The organism is Candidatus Eisenbacteria bacterium, from assembly GCA_035577985.1.
Taxonomy (GTDB): Bacteria; Desulfobacterota; Binatia; order DP-6; family DP-6; genus DATJZY01.
In genome coordinates, this window is sequence record DATJZY010000170.1 from 30696 (window position 1) to 47943 (window position 17248).

The window sequence follows — 17248 nt, forward strand, 5'->3', positions numbered from 1 at the left end:
CGTTCCCTCCGGATTCGAGCCCTGCGATAGCGTCAATCGGGGTGCAATTCCACTTCGATCGGGGGCGCGACCAGATCGAGAAGACGCTCCGATTCCTCGATCTCGACCCCGACGCGGACGGCGCACAGGCGAAGCGCGTCGACGCCGCCCAGCCCCGCCAGCTTGACGAGATCCTTCTCCGTGGTGACGACCGCGCGTCCCTCCGATCCGATCGCCGCCCGCAGGGCGGCCAGCGTCGCGGCGTCGTACGGCGCGTGATCGGGTAGCGCGAGGCGCACCGCGACGTCGACGCCCAGGCGGTCGAGCAACGTCCAGAAGCGCTCGGGGCGCGCCACGCCGGCCACCGCGACCACTCTGCGTTTGGGCAGGATGCCGAGATCGTGCGCGACGAGGCGACCATCGCCGAGCAGGACGGCGGCGGTGGGTACGATGCGGCCCACGAAGGTCGGGATGCCCGGCGGTGCGGCGGGACGTGGCGGCACGCGGCGCTCGTCGCCGAGCGCCAGCACCGCCTGCGCGCGTCGCAGGGACGCCGCCGGCTCGCGCAGCGGACCGGCCGGGAGGAGCGCGCGCGGCAGCCCGCCCTCGGGCACCAGCACGATGTCCACGTCGCGCGCCAGGGCACGATGCTGGAACCCGTCGTCGAGCACGATCGTGTCGCACGCGAATCGCTCGCAGGCGACACGCGCCGCCATGACGCGACGCTCGCAGGTGATGACGGGAACGGGAACCCGCATCGCGGCGAGCACGGCCTCGTCACCGCCGTCCGACGGTGCGACGAGCGGGCGACCGTCGACCCCGACGATCACGACGCCGGGCTTCGTCTTCCCGTACCCGCGCGAGACGATGGCGACGCGGCGACCGCGGGCGCCGAGGGCTTCGGCGAGCCAGAGCGCCGTCGGCGTCTTGCCACTCCCGCCGACGGTCAGGTTGCCGACGCCGACGACACGCGCCGGCACGCGCTCGCTGCGCAGCGCTCCGAGGTCGTAGAGGCGATTGCGGACGGCGACCACCGCGCCGTACGCGAGGCTCGCCGGGCGCAGCGCCGCGCTGACCAGGCGTTGCCCGGCGGTGGCGCCCTCCCACGACGTCTCGACGAGCGCCCCCAACCGGCCCGCGATCCCGTTCACGGCGGCCCTCCCTCTCGCGCGAAGGTCGCGGACGAGAGGCGCGCCGCGATGATCTTCATGTGCCGCTCGATCGCGCCCTGCCCCGTCTGCGCGACCGCCTGAGCGCGGCGCCCCATCACCGCCGCCTCGTCCGGATTCGCCAGCAGGTGATCGAGCGTCCACGCGAGCGCGTCGGCCGACTCGACGCGCACCGCGCCGCGCGCGTCGACGAGCCGCTCGACGACCTCGCGCGCGTTCGCGGTGTGCGGGCCTACGATCACCGGCCGCGCCGCTCGGGCCGGCTCGAGGACGTTGTGGCCACCGACCGGCACGAGGCTTCCTCCCACGAAGGCGACCGCGCCCATCGCGTAGCAGTGCGCGAGCGGCCCCACGGCGTCGAGCAGCACGACCACCGGTCCCTCGGGCAGGCCGGCGCCGGGTGAGCCGACGAGGGCGCGGTAGCGCACGAGCGACAAGCGCCGCTGCGTGACGAGCCCGGCGACGCTCTCGATCCGCTCCGGGTGGCGCGGCGCGAGCAGCAGCACCACGTCGCGATGGCCGCGCACCACGCGGTCGTAGGCGTCGAGGAGGGCCGCTTCCTCGCCGTCGTGGGTGCTGCCGGCGACGATCATCCGCCGGCCGGCCGCGCCGACGATCTCGCCCAGGCGCCGGACCTCGTCCGGGATCGCGCCCTCGGCAGCGTCGAACTTGAGGCTCCCCGCCACGTGCACGCGTAGCGGATCCGCCCCGAGCGCCACGACCCGCGCCGCGTCCTCCTGGGTCTGCATGCAGCAGGTCACCTGTGCGAGCGCGTGCTGGTAGACGGGCCGGAGGAGGCGGGCCCGCGCCGCCGTGCGCTCGCTCACGCGCCCGCTCACCATGAACGTCGGCACGCCCGCGTCCGCCAGCGCCGACAGCCACACCGGCCAGATCTCGGTCTCCGTGAAGAAGAACGCATCGAGACGGACGCGGGCGAGCACGCGCTCCACCACCGCCGGCGCATCGAGCGGCAACAGGAGCGCCAGGTGCGCCTCGGGCATCGTCCGCGCCAGCGCGAGCCCGGTGCGCGTCAGCGTCGAGACGATGAACGCACGGCCCGCGAAGCGACTGCGGAGCTGGGTGGCGAGCCCGCGCACCGCGTTCAGCTCGCCGACCGACGCGGCGTGGAGCCAGAGGGCGCTCACACCCGCGGTGAGAACCTGCTCGTCGCGGCCGAGCCGACCGAGACGATCGCCGAGCCCGCGCCACGACGTCGGCGCGGCGGGGAGCGTGCTCGCGACGCGCGCGCCCGCCGCGGCGAGCGACATCGTCGCGCGATACAGACCCCCGACCAGCCCTCCGCTCACCCGGCCGACCTCGGCCCGAGCCCGACCCATCCCACGACCGCCTACTGCCCCGCCGCGCGCGCGACGTCGCGCCCGTTGCCGCCGTCCGTGTCGCCGAACTGGAGCTCGTACAGCTTGCGGTACTCCCGGCCCAGCGCCAGCAGCTCCTCGTGCGTACCGCGCTCGACGATGCGCCCGTGCGAGAGGACCACGATCAGGTCGGCGTGGCGGACCGTCGACAACCGGTGGGCGACCACGAGGCTCGTGCGGCTCTCCATCAGCCGATCGAGCGCTTCCTGCACGAGGCCCTCCGACTCGGTGTCGAGCGCCGAGGTCGCCTCGTCCAGGATGAGGATCGGCGCGTTCTTCAGGATCGCCCGCGCGATCGCGAGCCGTTGCCGCTGGCCGCCCGATAGGCGTACACCGAGGTCGCCGATCGGCGTCTCGTACCCCTGCGGCAGGGCACTGATGAAGTCGTGGGCGTTGGCCGCGCGGGCCGCCGCGACGATCTCCTCGAGCGGACGCGACAGGTCGCCGAACGCGATGTTGCTCCGCACCGTGTCGTTGAACAGGAACGTGAACTGCGTGACGAGGGCCATCTGGCGCCGAAGGCTCGCGAGCGTGACGTCGCGGACGTCGACGCCGTCGATGGTGATTCGTCCTTTGGTGACGTCGTAGAATCGCGGGATCAGGTCTGCGAGCGTGCTCTTGCCGCCGCCGCTCATGCCGACCAGGGCCACCAGGTCGCCCGCGGCGATGCGAAGGTCGATGTCGCGCAGCACTGGCTCGCCCGGCTCGTAGGAGAACTCCACGCCGTGGAACTCGATGCCGTCGCGCACCCCGTCGATCTCGCGCACGCCGGGCCGATCGACCACCTCGGGCTGGACGTCGAGCAGCGAGAACGCGCGCTCGGCGCCGGCGAGCCCCTGCTGGATCGTGTAGTTGGTGCGGACGAGCTTCTTGAAGGGCTCGTAGAGCAGCACGATCGTGATGAGGAAGGCGAGGAAATCCTGTGGCTGTCGCGTGCCAGCGATGACGCTCGATCCGCCGTACCAGATGATGGCGGCGATCGCGAAGCCCGCCAGCACTTCGGTGATCGGCAGCGAGCGGATGCGGCTGCTGCGCATGAAGAGCTGAAAGATCCGCTCGTCCTGCGCCTGCAGGCGGCCCGCCTCGAACGCTTCCTGCCCGAATGCCTTCACGACCCGGTTGCCCTGGATGTTCTCGTGCAGGATGGCGTTCAAGCGCCCGGTTTCCTGCTGCTGGCGCCGGCTGGTCAGCCGCAGCTGCGTCGAGAAGTACCGGATCGGCAGCGCGGCCACCGGGAAGAGGAGGAGACCCATCACCGCCAGGACCCAGTCCATCTTGATCGCCACGGCGCACAAGCCGACGAGCGTCGTGAGGTCCTGGAAGACCGACTTGACGGCGTCCGTCACGGCGTTCCGCACGAGCGTCACGTCGGCGGTGACCCGCGACACGAGCTGTCCGGCGCGCTGCTTGTTGAAGAATGCCAGGTCGAGGCGCTGCATGTGCCGGGTGAGCTCGTTGCGCAGATCGGTGATGATGCGCTGCCCGACCCAGTCCATGAGATAGCTCGCCCCGAAGCCGAGCGCGCCGCGCAGGAGACCGACCCCGAGCACGACGGCCACCGCCAGGGCCAGGACGTCGCCCCGCCTCTGGAAGAACACCTGTCCCACCACGTAGCGCACGACGAAGGGCACCGAGCTCTCGAGCGCGCTGAAGGCGAGCATGCAGGCCACGGCTGCGACGCCGCGCGGCCAGACGTGCGGTCGCAGATAGCGCAACAGGCGCTGGTACGTCTTCACGCCGGGACTCCCAGCATCTCCGCGGCGATGTCGGCCGCGCGCGCCGCCGCTCCACCACGCCCGAGGCGCGCACGCACCGAGCGCAGGTCGGCCAGCATTGCCGCCCGGCGTCCCGGCGTCTCCAGGATGGCACGCGCGGTGGCGGCGATGCGCGTGCTCGTCGCCTGCCCCTGCAGGAGCTCGGGGACGATCTCGCGCCCCGCGACGATGTTCGGCATGCCGATGTGCTCGACGCCGCGGATGAGGATGCGCCCGACGGCGTACGTCAGCGCCGCCGTCCGATACACGATCACCATCGGACACTCGAGGAGCGCGCACTCGAGCGTCGCCGTGCCCGACGTCACCAGCGCAATGTCGGCCGCGGCCACGAGATTGTACGTGTCGCCGGCGATGACCGGCACGTCGACGCCGGCCCGGCGGACGAACGGCTCGACCTCGCTGTGCGCGACCGTGTGCGCGAGCGCGAGCGCGAACTGGCGGTCGCGAGCGACCGCCAGCTCGCGCACCGCGCCCAGCATGTCCGGCAGGAGGTAGTCGATCTCCTTCGATCGGCTCCCTGGCAGCAGAACGACGAGCGACTTCGCGGGGTCGAGACCGTGTTCGCGCAGCGTCGCGTCGCGCGCTCGGGTCGCACGCGCGCGGTCGAGCAACGGATGCCCGACGAACTCGACCGCGCACCCCTGGCCGGCGTACAGCTCCGGCTCGAACGGGAACACGACGGCCAGCCGATCGACCCGGCGAGCGATCGTCCGCACGCGCCCCCGGCGCCAGGCCCAGACCTGGGGGCCGATGTAGTAGAGAACCGGGACGCCGGCGCGCTTGGCGGCCCGTGCGACGCGCAGGTTGAACTCGGGAAAGTCGACGAGGACGCAGAGGTCGGGCGGTTCGGTTCGCAGCGTGTGCACGAGCGCCCGATAGAGGCGCACGAGGGCGCGCAAGCGGCTCGCGCCCTCGACGAGTCCGATGGTCGAGATCTCGCCCGCATCGCCGATGGTGCGCATCCCCGCCGTGCGCAGCCCGGCGCCGCCGATCCCGAACACCTCGAGGTCGGGCACCCGCGTGCGCAGGGCGCGCAGGAAATCGGCGCCGTGGACGTCGCCGGACGCCTCTCCCGCCACCATGAGCACCCGGCTCGTGGCAGGCGAGGTCACGGCTCGCGACGCACCGCTGGTCGCCATCACTCCCCGATGGCGAACTGCGCGGCCCGGACCTCCGTCTCGACGCTCTCGCGCACCACGTGTGCCACCTCGAGCGCGCGAAGACCGTCCCAGCCCGTCACCGGCGGCGTCTCGCGGGCCTCGACCGCGCGGACGAACGCGGCGATCTCGACGGCGAGCGCGTCGCCCGGGGGGACGTCGAGCTGCTCGAAGGAGAGCTGCGGCCGCCCGCCGTTGCCGGCCTCGCGCCGGCACACGCGCACCTGTCGTTGATCGAAGTCGACCGAGAAGTAGCCGTCGGCCTGGAAGACGCGGAACTTGCGCTCGCGCTTGAGCGACACGCGGCTCGCGGTCACGTTGGCGATGCAGCCGTTGGCGAAGCGCAGGCGTGCGTTCGCGATGTCCACCGACGGCGTCAGCACCGGCACGCCGATCGCCTCGACCGCGCGCAAGGGCGATGGCACCATCGCCAGCAGCAGGTCGATGTCGTGGATCATGACGTCGAGCACGACGTCGACGTCGGTCCCGCGCTCGGTGAACGGCGCCATCCGCTGGCACTCGATGAACCGCGGCTGGACGATGAGACCCTCGATCGCCCGGATCGCGGGGTTGAAGCGCTCGAGGTGGCCGACCTGGAGCACCAAGCCGCCGCGCACGGCGAGCTCCAGGAGCTCCTTGCCCTGCTCGACGGTGGTCGTGAGCGGCTTCTCGATCAGGAGATCGATCCCCGCCCGCAGCAGGTCGCGCGCAACCGCATGATGATGCTGTGTGTTGACCGAGACCGTTGCGCAATCGACGCGCCCGGCGAGCTCTGCGTGATCCATGTACGGGGTCGCCCCGACCTCGGTGGCGACGGCGCGGCACCGGTCTTCGTCGACGTCGACCACCGCAACCAGGTCGACGTCGGGATGCGCAGCGTACTTGAGCGCGTGGAAGCGCCCGAGGTAGCCCACCCCCACGACCGCGACGCGCAGCCGGCTCACGTCTCCCCCATGGCGGCGGGATCGACGGCCACGACGGCGATCTTCGCGTCGTTGGCGAGGGCGATCGTCTGCGCCCGTTCCAGGACGATCGTGCGGCCCGCCTCCACCGCCAGCACGCGACCGCGGACCTCGGCGATCGTGCGGATCGTCTCGGGTCCGATCGCGGGCAGGTCGAAGCGCAGATCCTGGATCGGCTTCGACGCCTTCACCACGACGATGTCGCCGTTCACGAGCTGGCCGGCGCGCCGAATCGTCGCGTCGGTGCCCTCGATGCCCTCCACGGCCATCACCGTACCGCCGCGCACGACGACGCTCTGACCGATGTCGAACCGGCCGATCACCTTCACCACCTGGAAGCCGAAGCGGATGTCGGCCCACTCCTCGGCGGTCGGCTCCCGGGTGCCGAGCACGCCCGGGGCGGGAACGATCTCCTCCAAGTACGTCGTCGACTCCACCACGCGGATGCCTTCCGATTCGATCTCGGCCGCAATCGTGCGCAGGAGCAGATCGTCGCGCAGCTTGCCGACCCGTGCAATGGCCGTGAGGGCACGGGCATCGGGGCGGATCTCCCGGAAGAAGCCGGGCTTCGTGACGCCGCCGACCATCACCGTCCGCGTGACCTGGTGTGCCTTCAGGGCGTCGATGACGGCCTGGAGCTGGCCGGGCTGGACCCAGGTGATCGCCTTCACGTGATGCACCAGCTCCGGCGCGGTCTCTCCCCGGTGCGCGACCGCGAGCACCTCGACCCCGCGGCGGCGTGCCGTGCGCGCGAACAGGACGGGGAACTGCCCGCTCCCGGCGATGAGACCGATGCGTTCGGGCGCGCTCATCGGCACACCCCCCGCGTCGACGTCTCGACGAACCGTACGAGCCGCTCCACCTCCGGGACGTGCCCGCCCTCGGCCCGCGCGCGCTCCCGCGCGCTGTCGCGCATTCCGCCACCCTGGAAGAGCGTGCGATACGCGTGCTTCAAGGCGCGCATCGCGTCGGCCGAGATGCCACGCCGCTGGAGCCCGACCGTGTTGAGGCCGAAGAGGCGTGCCCGATCGCCCGCGACCGTACAGAACGGCGGCACGTCCGAGGACACCATCGCCCCGGCGGCGCAGAGCGCCGACTCGCCGACACGTGCGAACTGATGCACGCCGACGAGGCCGCCGATGATCGCGAAGTCCTGGATGACGACGTGGCCGCCGATTGCCGCGCCGGCGGCGACGACGATGTTGCTCCCGAGCTGGCTGTCGTGGCCGATGTGCGCCGAGACCATGAGGAGGCATCCGCTCCCGATCCGCGTCACGTTGCCGCCGCCTTCGGTCCCCCGGTGCACCGAGGAGTGCTCGCGGATGTTGTTGTCGTCCCCCATCTCCAGTCGCGAAGGCTCGTCGCGGTACTTGAGGTCCTGCGGCGGCGTGCCGACGGCGGCGAACGGGAACACCCGGTTGCGCTCGCCGAGCGTCGTCGGTCCCGTGACGACGGCGTGCGCGCCGACCCACGTCCCGGCGCCGAGCCGGACGTTCGCGCCGATCGTGGCGTAGGGTCCCACCCGTACGCCGGGCGCCAGCTCCGCACCGCGCGACACGACCGCGGCCGGATGGACGCGGGCCCCCCGCGGCGGCTCGAGGCTCAGCTCGACCTCCGCGATCGGCGCGGCGCCGCTCGTCACGACGCCCCGCACCCGTAGCGGCGCCGACGCCCGCACGACCTCGACCGAGAGGTCGAGGATGTCGCCCGGCAGGACGGGCCGCCGAAAGCGCGCTCGATGCACCGCCCCGAGCGCCACGTCCTCGCCCTCGCCGACGGCGAGGGCGCCCAGCTGTGCGATCGCCTCGCACAGAAGGACGCCCGGGAACACCGGCGCGCCTGGGAAGTGCCCTGCGAAGTACGGATCGTTCGCGGAGACGAGCTTACGCCCCGTGGCGCGCGTACCGCGCTGGACGTCGGTCACCCGATCGACGAGCCGCAGCGGGAAGCGCCGTGCGCCCGTCGCACTCTCGGCTATCAGCTCGGCGCTCGTGACTACTCCCCGCCACCGCCGTCGGGGGCGCCACCCGGCACGACCCCCGGCAGGCGCTTGCCTCCGGCGCGCGCCTTGTTCGGATTGGCGTTGTACAACTTGATGACCTCGTCGGTGATGTCGGTCGACTTGTCGCTGTAGAGCAGGGATCCGCTCGATGCCTCGAGCACGACCGTATACGCGTGCTCCTTACCGTATTCCGCGACGATGCCGTAGATCTGCTCCACGATGCCGGACGTGAGCTCGCCGTCGGTGCGCTTGAGGTCGCGCTGGAAGTCCTCGTATTTGCGCTTGAAATCGAGCGTCTTCGATTCGAGCTCCTTCTCCAGGTCGCGCCGCTGATCCTCCTTCAGGACGAGCGCCTTCTTGTCGAACTCCTCGCGCGCCTTGTCGAGCTCGTCGCGCTGCTTCTTCAGCTGGTCCTGCGCCTTCTCGAACTTGGCCTTCACTTGATCCTTGGCCCGCTTGCCCGCGTCGCATTCGTTGAGGGCGCGCTGCATGTCGACGACCGCGATCTTGATGTCGGCGGCGCTCGCCCACATGGCGGCGGCGAGCACGAGCGCGATCGCGGACACGAAGATGGTACCGTGCTTCATCATCACCTCTTGTCTCCTTAGAACTGGAACGGTCCCCCGAACGAGAAGAGAATCAGGCTCTTGTGGTCGTGCGGCTTGTCCTTGAGCGGCACGCCGGCCTCGACCCGCAGCGGACCCAGCGGCGACAGCCAGCGGAGCCCGAGACCGGTCGCGACACGCACCTGGTCGAGGGTGAAGCCGTCGTCGCCGAACGCATTGCCGGCGTCGACGAACGCGACGCCTTTCAACCCGATCGATTGCACGATCGGAAAGATCACTTCGTTGTTGAGGATGTACTGCGAGCTGCCGCCGATCGGGGTCGTGGAGATGGTTACTCCGAAGCGGTTCTTGCGCCCCTCGTACGGCCCCAGCGACCGGCTCTCGAAGCCGCGGATCGTGTTGATGCCGCCCGGGAAGAAGCGTTCGAAGAGCGGCAGGGACTGGCCATCGAGGCCTTCGTTGCCGAAGCCGTATGCGAGCTGGGCGCCGAACGAGTACGTGAAGTCGCCCCACTCCTTCGAGTGCAGGAAGGTGTAGTACCACTTCCCCTTCGCTTCCGCCTTGAGGAAACGATCGCCGCCGAGGCCCGCGACCTCGACCGACACGTCCTGGACCGAACCGGCCGTCGGATCGAAGGAGTGGTTGAGCGTGTTCCGCGTCAGGCGCGGGGTCACGCTGCTGATGAAGCTCGTCCCCTCCTCGATGCGGATCGACTTCGGGGCGTCGAAGCCGATGTCGTTGATCCTCGCTTGCTCGATCCGGTAGTCGATCCCCGCGCGAATGTCCTCGAGCGGGAAGCCCCAGAGGTTGTCGTAGCCCCACGCCGTCACCGGGTAGGTGAACGAGATGCTGCCGCCCGTGCCCTCACGGGCGAACTCGTCGAAGCGCAAGCGCCAGCTGAACGCGTCGAGACCGACGGTGAGCGGCGTGCCGCGGAAGTACGGCTCCGTGAACGACAGGATGATGTTGCGGCGCACCGAGCCGACGTCGGCGTTGACGACGAGGCGCTGCCCGCGGCCGAAGAGGTTGTTCTCCTGGATGCGGACGTTGAAGAGCAGGCTGTCCGCGGAGCTGAAGCCGGCGCCCGCGCTGAAGGAGCCCGTCTGCGCTTCCTTCACGTCGACGACCACGTTCATCTTGTCCTCGACGGCGCCCTTGCGGGTCGTGATGTTCACCTCGGAGAAGAAGCCGAGGCGCTGCAACGCCTCGCGGCTCTTGCGGAGCTTCGTCCCCGAGAAGAGCTCGCCTTCCTGGAGCCGCATCTCGCGCCGGACGACCTGGTCGCGCGTCTTCGTGTTGCCGGTGACGTCGATCCGATCGACCGTGACCGGCGAGCCGCGATCGACCTGGAACACGACGTCGACCGTCTTCTTCTCCACGTCGACCTGGGTGTCGGGGTCGATCTTGGCGAACGCGTAGCCGTCCTCGGACATGCGATCCGTCAGCAGCTGCACGTCGTCGCGGAGCGTGCTGGCTTCGAACGTTTCGCCCTGCTTGGTCGCGAGCTTCGGCATGACGTCCAGCGTGATCTCCGGTACGTCCTTGCCGACGACGCTGACCTTCCCGACGGTGAACTGCGCGCCCTCCTCGATCTTGATGAGGACCGTGAGCTCCTCTTCCTTGCGCTCGACCTTGGGCTCGTCGATGTGCACCGTCACGTAGCCGTGGTCGTAGTACCAGGCCGTGAGGCGCTCGACGTCCGCCTTGAGGACGTCGCGATTCAGGTTCCCCGCCCCGGTGATGAACGAGATGATCGACTCTTCCTTCGTCTGCATGATGCCGCGCAGCGTGCGGCTGCTGAAGGCTTCGTTGCCCTCGAAGGTGATGTCACCGATCCGGACGAGGCTGCCCTCGGTCACGCTGTACTTGACGTCGACCTCGTTCTCCCCGACGGGCGTCGTCTCGTACGTGATCGACGCGTCGAGGTACCCCTTCTCGGCGTAGAGCTTCTTCGCGGCCTCGATGCCCTCGCGCGCCTTGCCGGGGTCGAGAATGGTGTGCGGGCGGATGCGTAGCGCGCCCTCGACCTCTTCCTTCTTCACCTCTTCGGTGCCCTCGATCTCGACGCTGCGTACGAGGGGTCGCTCCTTCACCTCGAAGGTGATCACCACGCCGCGGGGCTCGTTCGCCGACTCGGCCGTCACCTGATCGAAGAAGCCCATCGCGTAGACGGCGCGGATGTCCTTGTCGAGCGTGTCGCGGTCGAACGGCTTGCCCGGCTGCGACTGCAGGTGCACGCGGATCGCATCCTCCTCGACGCGGACGTTGCCCTTGATGTCGATGCGCAGGATCGGCGGCTCCGCGCCGAGGCCCAGAGTCGCGCCGAGGGCGAGCAGCCACCCCGCGATCGCGAGCACGCCCGAGCGCCCGCCCCACATCCCCCGCCCGCTCATCCGATGCCGCCACCGACTCCACCGCGACGCGTCGCGGTCACCGTCTCGTCGTGCACCCGGCCTGCCTCGAGCCGCAGGGTGTGCTCCATCGCGGCGGCCAAGCGGTCGTTGTGGGTCACCACGACCAGCGCGGCGCCGACCTCGCGGTTCAGGTCGAGGAGCACGTTCGTCACCCGCTCACCCGTCTCCGGGTCGAGGTTCCCCGTCGGCTCGTCGGCCAGGAGGAGCTTCGGTCGGCGCATCACGGAGCGCGCGACGGCGACACGCTGCTGCTCGCCGCCCGACAACTCGCCCGGACGATGCGTACCGCGCTCCGACAGACCGACCCGATCCAGGAGATCGCGGGCGCGCGTCCGCGCCGCGCCCGCCGGATCGCGCGCGATCAGCGCCGGCAGCATCACGTTTTCCAGCGCCGTGAAGTCGGGGAGGAGCTGGTGGAACTGGAACACGAAGCCGATCTCGCGGTTGCGAAAGGCGGCGAGCGACTCCTCGTCCTGCGCGAACACGTCGATGCCGTTGATCATGAGGCGCCCGCCGCTCGGCCGATCGAGAGCGCCCAGCAGGTGGAGGAGTGTGCTCTTGCCCACCCCCGACTCGCCCACGATGGCGACGCGCTCGCCCGCGGTGATGCGCAGGTCGAGCCCATCCAGCACCTGGACCTCGGTCGGCCCGTCGACATAGCGCTTCGAGAGGCCGACGGCCTCCACGAGCGGCGCGCCTCCTCCCGCCATGGTCCGCTACTCATACCGGATCACTTCGACGGGAACCAGGCTGGCGGCTCGTCGCGCCGGCGACAGGGCGGCCAGCACGCAGATGGCGATCGACACCGTCCCCACGACGATGAAGTTGAGCGGCTCCATCCGCACCGGCAGCGTCGTCACCAGGAACACGTCCTTCGGCAGCTCGATGAACTGATAGCGGGCGAGGACCCAGCAGCCGGCGAGACCGAGCGCGCTGCCGATCAGCGTTCCCGCGACGCCGATGACGGCGCCCTTCAGGACGAACACGCGCGCGATGGCGCTGGCCGACGCGCCCATGGACTTGAGGATCGCGATGTCGCGCCGTTTTTCCTTTACCACCATGGTGAGCGTGGCGAGGATGTTGAAGGCCGCCACCACCACCACGAGGCTGAGCACGATGCCGTACACCACCTTTTCGAGCTTCAGGGCCGAGAAGAGGTTGCGGTTCGCCTCCATCCAATCGCGCGCCCGATACGGGAACCCACCGAGCGCACCCTCGAGCCCGCGCGCGACCTCACGCGCCGTGTAGATGTCGCGCACGCGCACCTCGAGCGCGCTCACGTCGTCCTTCAAGTCGAAGAACTTCTGGGCGTCGCCGAGGCCCATGTACGCGAGCGTCGTGTCGTAGTCGTACATGCCGGAGTCGAACAACCCGCCCACGACGAAGCGCTTGATGCGCGGCACCATGCCCGCCGGCCCCGGCGTACCGAGCGGCGAGATCACGTTCACGGTGTCACCGACGGTCACGCCGAGCTGGCGCGCCAGCTCCTGCCCGATGAGGATCGCGCCGAGCTGCACCCGTCCGCCCCCTTCCTCCGGCGGCAGGGTCACCTCGTGGGGCGTGCTGAGCGCCCCGAGCGATCCCTTGCGCAGGTGGTGCTCGACGTCGACGACCACGTCGCCCGCCGCGGGATCGATCGCGCGCACGACGACGCCCGACACGCCCCGGCCGAGGGCGACCATCGCCTGCCCGTAGACGACCGGGCCGGCGGCCACGACGCCGTCGACGCCACGCACGCGCTTCAGGGCGTCGCGCCACTCGTCGAGCGGGCCGCTGTAGCTGGTGACCGTGATGTGCGGGTTGAAGCCGAGGATCTTGTCGCGCAGGTCGCGCTCGAGCCCGGTCATGACTCCGAGCACGATCAACAGCGTCGCGACGCCGATCGTGACGCCCACGAGCGAGATCATGGAGATGAGCGACAGCGGCGACGACTTCCGCCGTCCACGCAAGTAGCGCAGGCCGACGAAGAGCTCCCAGATCACGCCCGTGTCTCCGGCCGCAGGTGCGGGAACAGGATCACCTCGCGAATGGACGTTGCGCCGGTGAGCAGCATGATGAGGCGGTCGATCCCGATCCCCTCTCCGGCCGTCGGCGGCAGTCCGTACTCGAGCGCGCGAACGTAGTCCTCGTCCATTGCATGCGCCTCCTCGTCGCCGGCCGCACGCGCCGCGAGCTGCCCCTGGAAGCGCTCCCGCTGGTCCTCTGGGTCGTTCAGCTCCGAGAACGCGTTCGCGATCTCGTTGCGCGCGATGAAGAGCTCGAAGCGGTCGACCAGGCGCGGGTCGCGGTCGTTGCGGCGCGCCAGCGGCGACAGCTCGACGGGAAAGTGCGTGACGAACGTCGGCTGGACGAGATCGGGCTCGACGACGCGCTCGAACACGAGCCCGAGCAGCTCGCCCGGCGTCATGCTGGCGCGCTCGATGCCGCCCGTCCGCTCCGCCAGCGGGCGGATGACGCCCGGATCGAGCAAGCGATCGGCCGGGGTGCCGGTCTTCTCGGCGACGAGCTCGCTCATGCTGGCCCGCCGCCAGGGGGGCGTGAGGTCGATCGTCCACTCGCCGTAGGGCAGCGCGAGCCCGCCCGTCACCTCGCGCGCGACCGAGATCAGCAGCTCCTCCGTGAGCACGACGAAGTCCTCCCAGGTCGCGTAGGCCTGGTAGAACTCGAGCATGGTGAACTCCGGGTTGTGGCGCGTGGAGAGCCCCTCGTTGCGGAACACACGCGCCAGCTCGAAGACGCGGTCGAATCCGCCGACGACGAGCCGCTTCAGGTACAGCTCCGGCGCGATCCGGAGGTAGAGCGTCATGTCCAGGGCGTTGTGGTGCGTCATGAACGGCCGCGCCGCCGCGCCACCCGCGATCGGCTGCATGACCGGCGTCTCGACCTCCACGAAGCCGCGCTCGACCAGGAAGCGCCGGATGGCCGCGAGGGCGCGCTGCCGGATGGCGAAGATCCGCCGGGCCTCCGGGGTGACGATGAGGTCGACGTAGCGCTGGCGATAGCGCGCCTCGACGTCCTGGAGCCCGTGCCACTTCTCCGGGAGAGGCCGGATGGCCTTCACGAGCAGGCGCAGCTCGTCGGCTGCGATCGTCAGCTCGCCGGTGCGGGTACGAAACGGCTTGCCCGTGACGCCGATCAGGTCGCCGAGGTCGAGGCCCCGATAGACCTCGAACCCCGCGTCGCCGAGGCGATCCTTGCGCGCGTGCACCTGCACGCGCTCGCCGCGATCCTGGAGCTGCAGGAAGCCGGCCTTGCCGAAGTCGCGCAGCGCCAGCACGCGTCCCGCCACCCGCACGCTCGGGGTTGCCGCAAGCCCGGCCTCGTCCAACCCGCCGAAGCGGGCGTGAACGTCGGCTGCGCTGTGATCAGGCCGGAAGTCGTTGGGAAATGGATTCGCGCCGCTCGCTCGCAACGTCGCGAGCTTCCGCCGCCTGACCACGATCTGCTCGTGGTCGTCCGACATACGTCAATGTGTAGCGAAGTCGACGGCTTGTACTGGGAAGACCCCAGGGGGTCAAGGAAGCGAGCGATCGATCTGGACGATGGCCGACGACGCCGTGCCGCCACCGGCCTCGACCACCGCGGTCACCGCGCCGGCGAAGCCGACGCGCGGGGCATCGACGCGGACGACGACGCCACCCAGCGGCGGCGGGACCGGATCCCCCGGCAGCAGCACCGGCTCGATCGCGAGCGCCGCATCGTCGCGACGCGGGATGGCGTCGACCCGCACTCGATAGAGCCCCGCAGGGGCGACGCTGCCCGCGACGCGCGCGAGGAAGTAGACCTCGTCGTCGATCGCGATCGGATCGTCGACGGTACGGATGCGGTCGCCGCGCTGGGTGACGTCACCCGAGGCGACCACCGCGCCGATGCGCCCACCCTTGCCGATGAACAGCCCCTCGGTCGACTTCTCGGCGAGCGTGGCCCGGAACACGGTGCCGCGCCGCGCGATCGCCGGCGGACCAAGCGTCGCGAAGACACCTTGGACGCGCGTGCGCGTCGAGACGCCGACGAGCGTGAGCACGCGCAGCGCGCCGCCTTCGCGTACGACCACCCCGAGACGCTTGCGGTCCCGACCGAGCTCGGCGAGGAGCGCCACGCGACCACCGCGGTCCGCCGTCGGCGTGCCGAGATCGGCGATCCGCTCCCCGCCGGCGCGCTGCCCGGTGCGCGCGACCACCTTCATGCTCTTGCGCGTCTTGAAGCCGAACAGCCCCTCGGACGCCTTGGCCCCCTGGAGCGCGGCGGTGAACACGACGCCCTTCGGCGCCGCGGCCGGCCGCGCGAGCGAGTCGACGCTGGTCGGGAAGAGCTCGCGGATGCCGCCCCCGCCGAGCAGGCGGCGATCGGGCGATACGAAGGCGGCGATGCCCGACGGGTTCTCCGTGAACAGCGCCTCGTTGAAGAGCCCGCCCTGGATCTCGGCGCCGACGAACACCGTGTCGTGCCCGTCGACGACCGGTGGTCCCAGGATGGCGAACTTCCCGCCGAGCGGCGTCGGCCGCCCCGTGTAGACGATCGCCTCGACGTCGGTGGGGCCGGCGCGGAAGATGGCGTCGCGCTGTCCGAACACGACCGCGCTCTCGGCCGCCGTGGTGACGCTCACCGCCGAGAAGCGAAACCGGGCATCGCCCGTGTCGACGTCGGTCGCGTCGCCGAGACGCGCGATCGGATCGAGGCTCGAGCCGGGGCGAGTGGCGAAGAGCCCGGGCCCCTCGCCCGCGATGACGGCCGACACCACCGCGCTGCCGTCGTCGGCGAGGACGGGATCGCGAAGCTGCCGGATCATGCGACCGCCACCGATGTCGACCCGCGTGGCTGCGAGCAGCGAGAGCGTGCCGTCCGGCGCCGCGACCAGCGCCGCCGAGCCGGACGTGCCGCCGGTCAAGAGCGCACGGAAGGCCACCGCACCCGCGGCGTCGATCGACGGGTCGATCGAGCCGGGGAAGCTGCGGATCGTGGTCCCGTCCATGGGCGCCGTCGCGCCCTGCAGGACGAGCGCGTCGAGCAGCGGGATCGGAGGGGTCGCATCCACGGTGAAGATGCCCGCGTCACCGCTCGACAGCGAGGCGCGGAAGGCCCAGTGATCGCTCGCGTTGATGCTCCCCCCGCCGAGCGTCGAGAAGCTGCCGCCGGCCGGGCTGCTGTCGCCGACGAGCGCGATCGCCGTGATCGCGTTCTCGTCCGCCGCGAACAGACCGTCGGGGCCGTCGCTCACCGTGGCGCGGAAGCCGAGACGTCCCGCGGCCGACATGCCGAGGAAGCGGAACGACGCGAAGATGCCGCCCGTCGGCGCCGGACGCCCCGACCGCACGACCTCCACCGGCCCGGCGCCGCCGAGCCGCATGAGGATGCTCGTCCCGTCGTCGAGCGTGGCGCCGCAGCCGACGAGGTCCGTGCCACGCACGAACACGACCGGATCGAATGCCCGGATCGTTCCGCCGCCGGGCGCCGTCGCGCCGGCGTCGGCGAGCACCGTGAACGTCGTGCCGCACGCGCGCAGGATGGCTTCGCCGCCCTGCTCGAAGGCGACGCGCGTGATGATGCATCCGTCGTCGGCGAGCGATGGCGGGCTCACGTTGATCACCCGCCGCCCATCCGGGATGACCGTGCCGGCGCCGACGCGTTGGGTGAGACCCGATCCCTGCCCGAAGACCGCCGTCGAGCTCGCCACGAACACGAGACGGCCGCCGCGATCGAGCGTGCCCTCGGAGAACATCGAGTACGGCCAGCCGAGCGGCGAGACGCCTCCCGCCGTACGGAGTATCGCCGGCGCGCCGTGCGCTCGCGGCGCGAAGATGGCGGCGAGCGCGAGCACGAGGCACAAGCGCCGACCGCGTCGCATCGG

Annotated in this window: 13 protein-coding genes; all 13 read right to left on the bottom strand. The window is 70.8% G+C overall.

The genetic code is table 11. The annotated features are described in order from the left end of the window. Positions 1 to 32: 32 nt before the first annotated feature. Genes lpxK through VMS22_24555 form a run of 13 tightly spaced genes read right to left on the bottom strand, consistent with a single transcriptional unit; the run spans position 33 to position 17245 of the window. Complete coding sequence (gene lpxK, locus VMS22_24495; GenBank protein ID HXJ37201.1) at positions 33 to 1130, bottom strand: tetraacyldisaccharide 4'-kinase; 1098 nt, start codon at positions 1128 to 1130, stop codon at positions 33 to 35. Beyond that, complete coding sequence (locus VMS22_24500) at positions 1127 to 2485, bottom strand: glycosyltransferase N-terminal domain-containing protein (protein ID HXJ37202.1); 1359 nt, start codon at positions 2483 to 2485, stop codon at positions 1127 to 1129. Before VMS22_24500 ends, lpxK begins: the two co-directional genes overlap by 4 nt. 11 nt (positions 2486 to 2496) lie before the next feature. Continuing rightward, positions 2497 to 4260: an ABC transporter ATP-binding protein gene (locus VMS22_24505; protein HXJ37203.1), complete on the bottom strand. Its 1764-nt coding sequence runs from the start codon at positions 4258 to 4260 to the stop codon at positions 2497 to 2499. Further along, positions 4257 to 5411, bottom strand: a complete 1155-nt coding sequence (lpxB, locus tag VMS22_24510; protein HXJ37204.1) for a lipid-A-disaccharide synthase — start codon at positions 5409 to 5411, stop codon at positions 4257 to 4259. Before lpxB ends, VMS22_24505 begins: the two co-directional genes overlap by 4 nt. A 26-nt stretch (positions 5412 to 5437) precedes the next feature. Beyond that, positions 5438 to 6400, bottom strand: coding sequence for a Gfo/Idh/MocA family oxidoreductase (locus VMS22_24515; GenBank protein HXJ37205.1), 963 nt, complete (start codon positions 6398 to 6400; stop codon positions 5438 to 5440). Then, positions 6397 to 7230, bottom strand: a complete 834-nt coding sequence (gene lpxI / locus VMS22_24520) for a UDP-2,3-diacylglucosamine diphosphatase LpxI (GenBank protein HXJ37206.1) — start codon at positions 7228 to 7230, stop codon at positions 6397 to 6399. Before lpxI ends, VMS22_24515 begins: the two co-directional genes overlap by 4 nt. Further along, on the bottom strand, positions 7227 to 8399 hold the full coding sequence (gene lpxA / locus VMS22_24525; protein ID HXJ37207.1) for an acyl-ACP--UDP-N-acetylglucosamine O-acyltransferase: 1173 nt from the start codon (positions 8397 to 8399) through the stop codon (positions 7227 to 7229). The genes lpxI and lpxA overlap by 4 nt, the downstream gene beginning before the upstream one ends. Positions 8400 to 8413: 14 nt before the next feature. Then, positions 8414 to 9007: an OmpH family outer membrane protein gene (locus tag VMS22_24530; protein HXJ37208.1), complete on the bottom strand. Its 594-nt coding sequence runs from the start codon at positions 9005 to 9007 to the stop codon at positions 8414 to 8416. A 17-nt stretch (positions 9008 to 9024) separates the two neighbouring features. Beyond that, complete coding sequence (gene bamA / locus VMS22_24535; protein HXJ37209.1) at positions 9025 to 11379, bottom strand: outer membrane protein assembly factor BamA; 2355 nt, start codon at positions 11377 to 11379, stop codon at positions 9025 to 9027. Further along, a complete protein-coding gene (locus VMS22_24540; GenBank protein HXJ37210.1) occupies positions 11376 to 12110 on the bottom strand; it encodes an ABC transporter ATP-binding protein in 735 nt (244 codons plus the stop codon). Before VMS22_24540 ends, bamA begins: the two co-directional genes overlap by 4 nt. 6 nt (positions 12111 to 12116) lie before the next feature. Next, positions 12117 to 13382, bottom strand: a complete 1266-nt coding sequence (locus VMS22_24545) for a lipoprotein-releasing ABC transporter permease subunit (GenBank protein HXJ37211.1) — start codon at positions 13380 to 13382, stop codon at positions 12117 to 12119. Then, a complete protein-coding gene (gene lysS / locus VMS22_24550; protein HXJ37212.1) occupies positions 13379 to 14863 on the bottom strand; it encodes a lysine--tRNA ligase in 1485 nt (494 codons plus the stop codon). The genes VMS22_24545 and lysS overlap by 4 nt, the downstream gene beginning before the upstream one ends. A 51-nt stretch (positions 14864 to 14914) precedes the next feature. Next, positions 14915 to 17245 (bottom strand): hypothetical protein, encoded by a 2331-nt coding sequence (locus VMS22_24555; GenBank protein HXJ37213.1) that lies wholly within the window; start codon positions 17243 to 17245, stop codon positions 14915 to 14917. Positions 17246 to 17248 lie beyond the last annotated feature (3 nt).

Bases quoted from the DNA above. Each gene is read 5' to 3' on its own strand.
- VMS22_24500 (HXJ37202.1), bottom strand. From the start codon at position 2,485: ATGGGTCGGGCTCGGGCCGAGGTCGGCCGGGTGAGCGGAGGGCTGGTC.
- VMS22_24555 (HXJ37213.1), bottom strand. From the start codon at position 17,245: ATGCGACGCGGTCGGCGCTTGTGCCTCGTGCTCGCGCTCGCCGCCATC.
- VMS22_24540 (HXJ37210.1), bottom strand. From the start codon at position 12,110: ATGGCGGGAGGAGGCGCGCCGCTCGTGGAGGCCGTCGGCCTCTCGAAG.
- lysS (HXJ37212.1), bottom strand. From the start codon at position 14,863: ATGTCGGACGACCACGAGCAGATCGTGGTCAGGCGGCGGAAGCTCGCG.
- lpxI (HXJ37206.1), bottom strand. From the start codon at position 7,230: ATGAGCGCGCCCGAACGCATCGGTCTCATCGCCGGGAGCGGGCAGTTC.
- bamA (HXJ37209.1), bottom strand. From the start codon at position 11,379: ATGAGCGGGCGGGGGATGTGGGGCGGGCGCTCGGGCGTGCTCGCGATC.
- VMS22_24530 (HXJ37208.1), bottom strand. From the start codon at position 9,007: ATGAAGCACGGTACCATCTTCGTGTCCGCGATCGCGCTCGTGCTCGCC.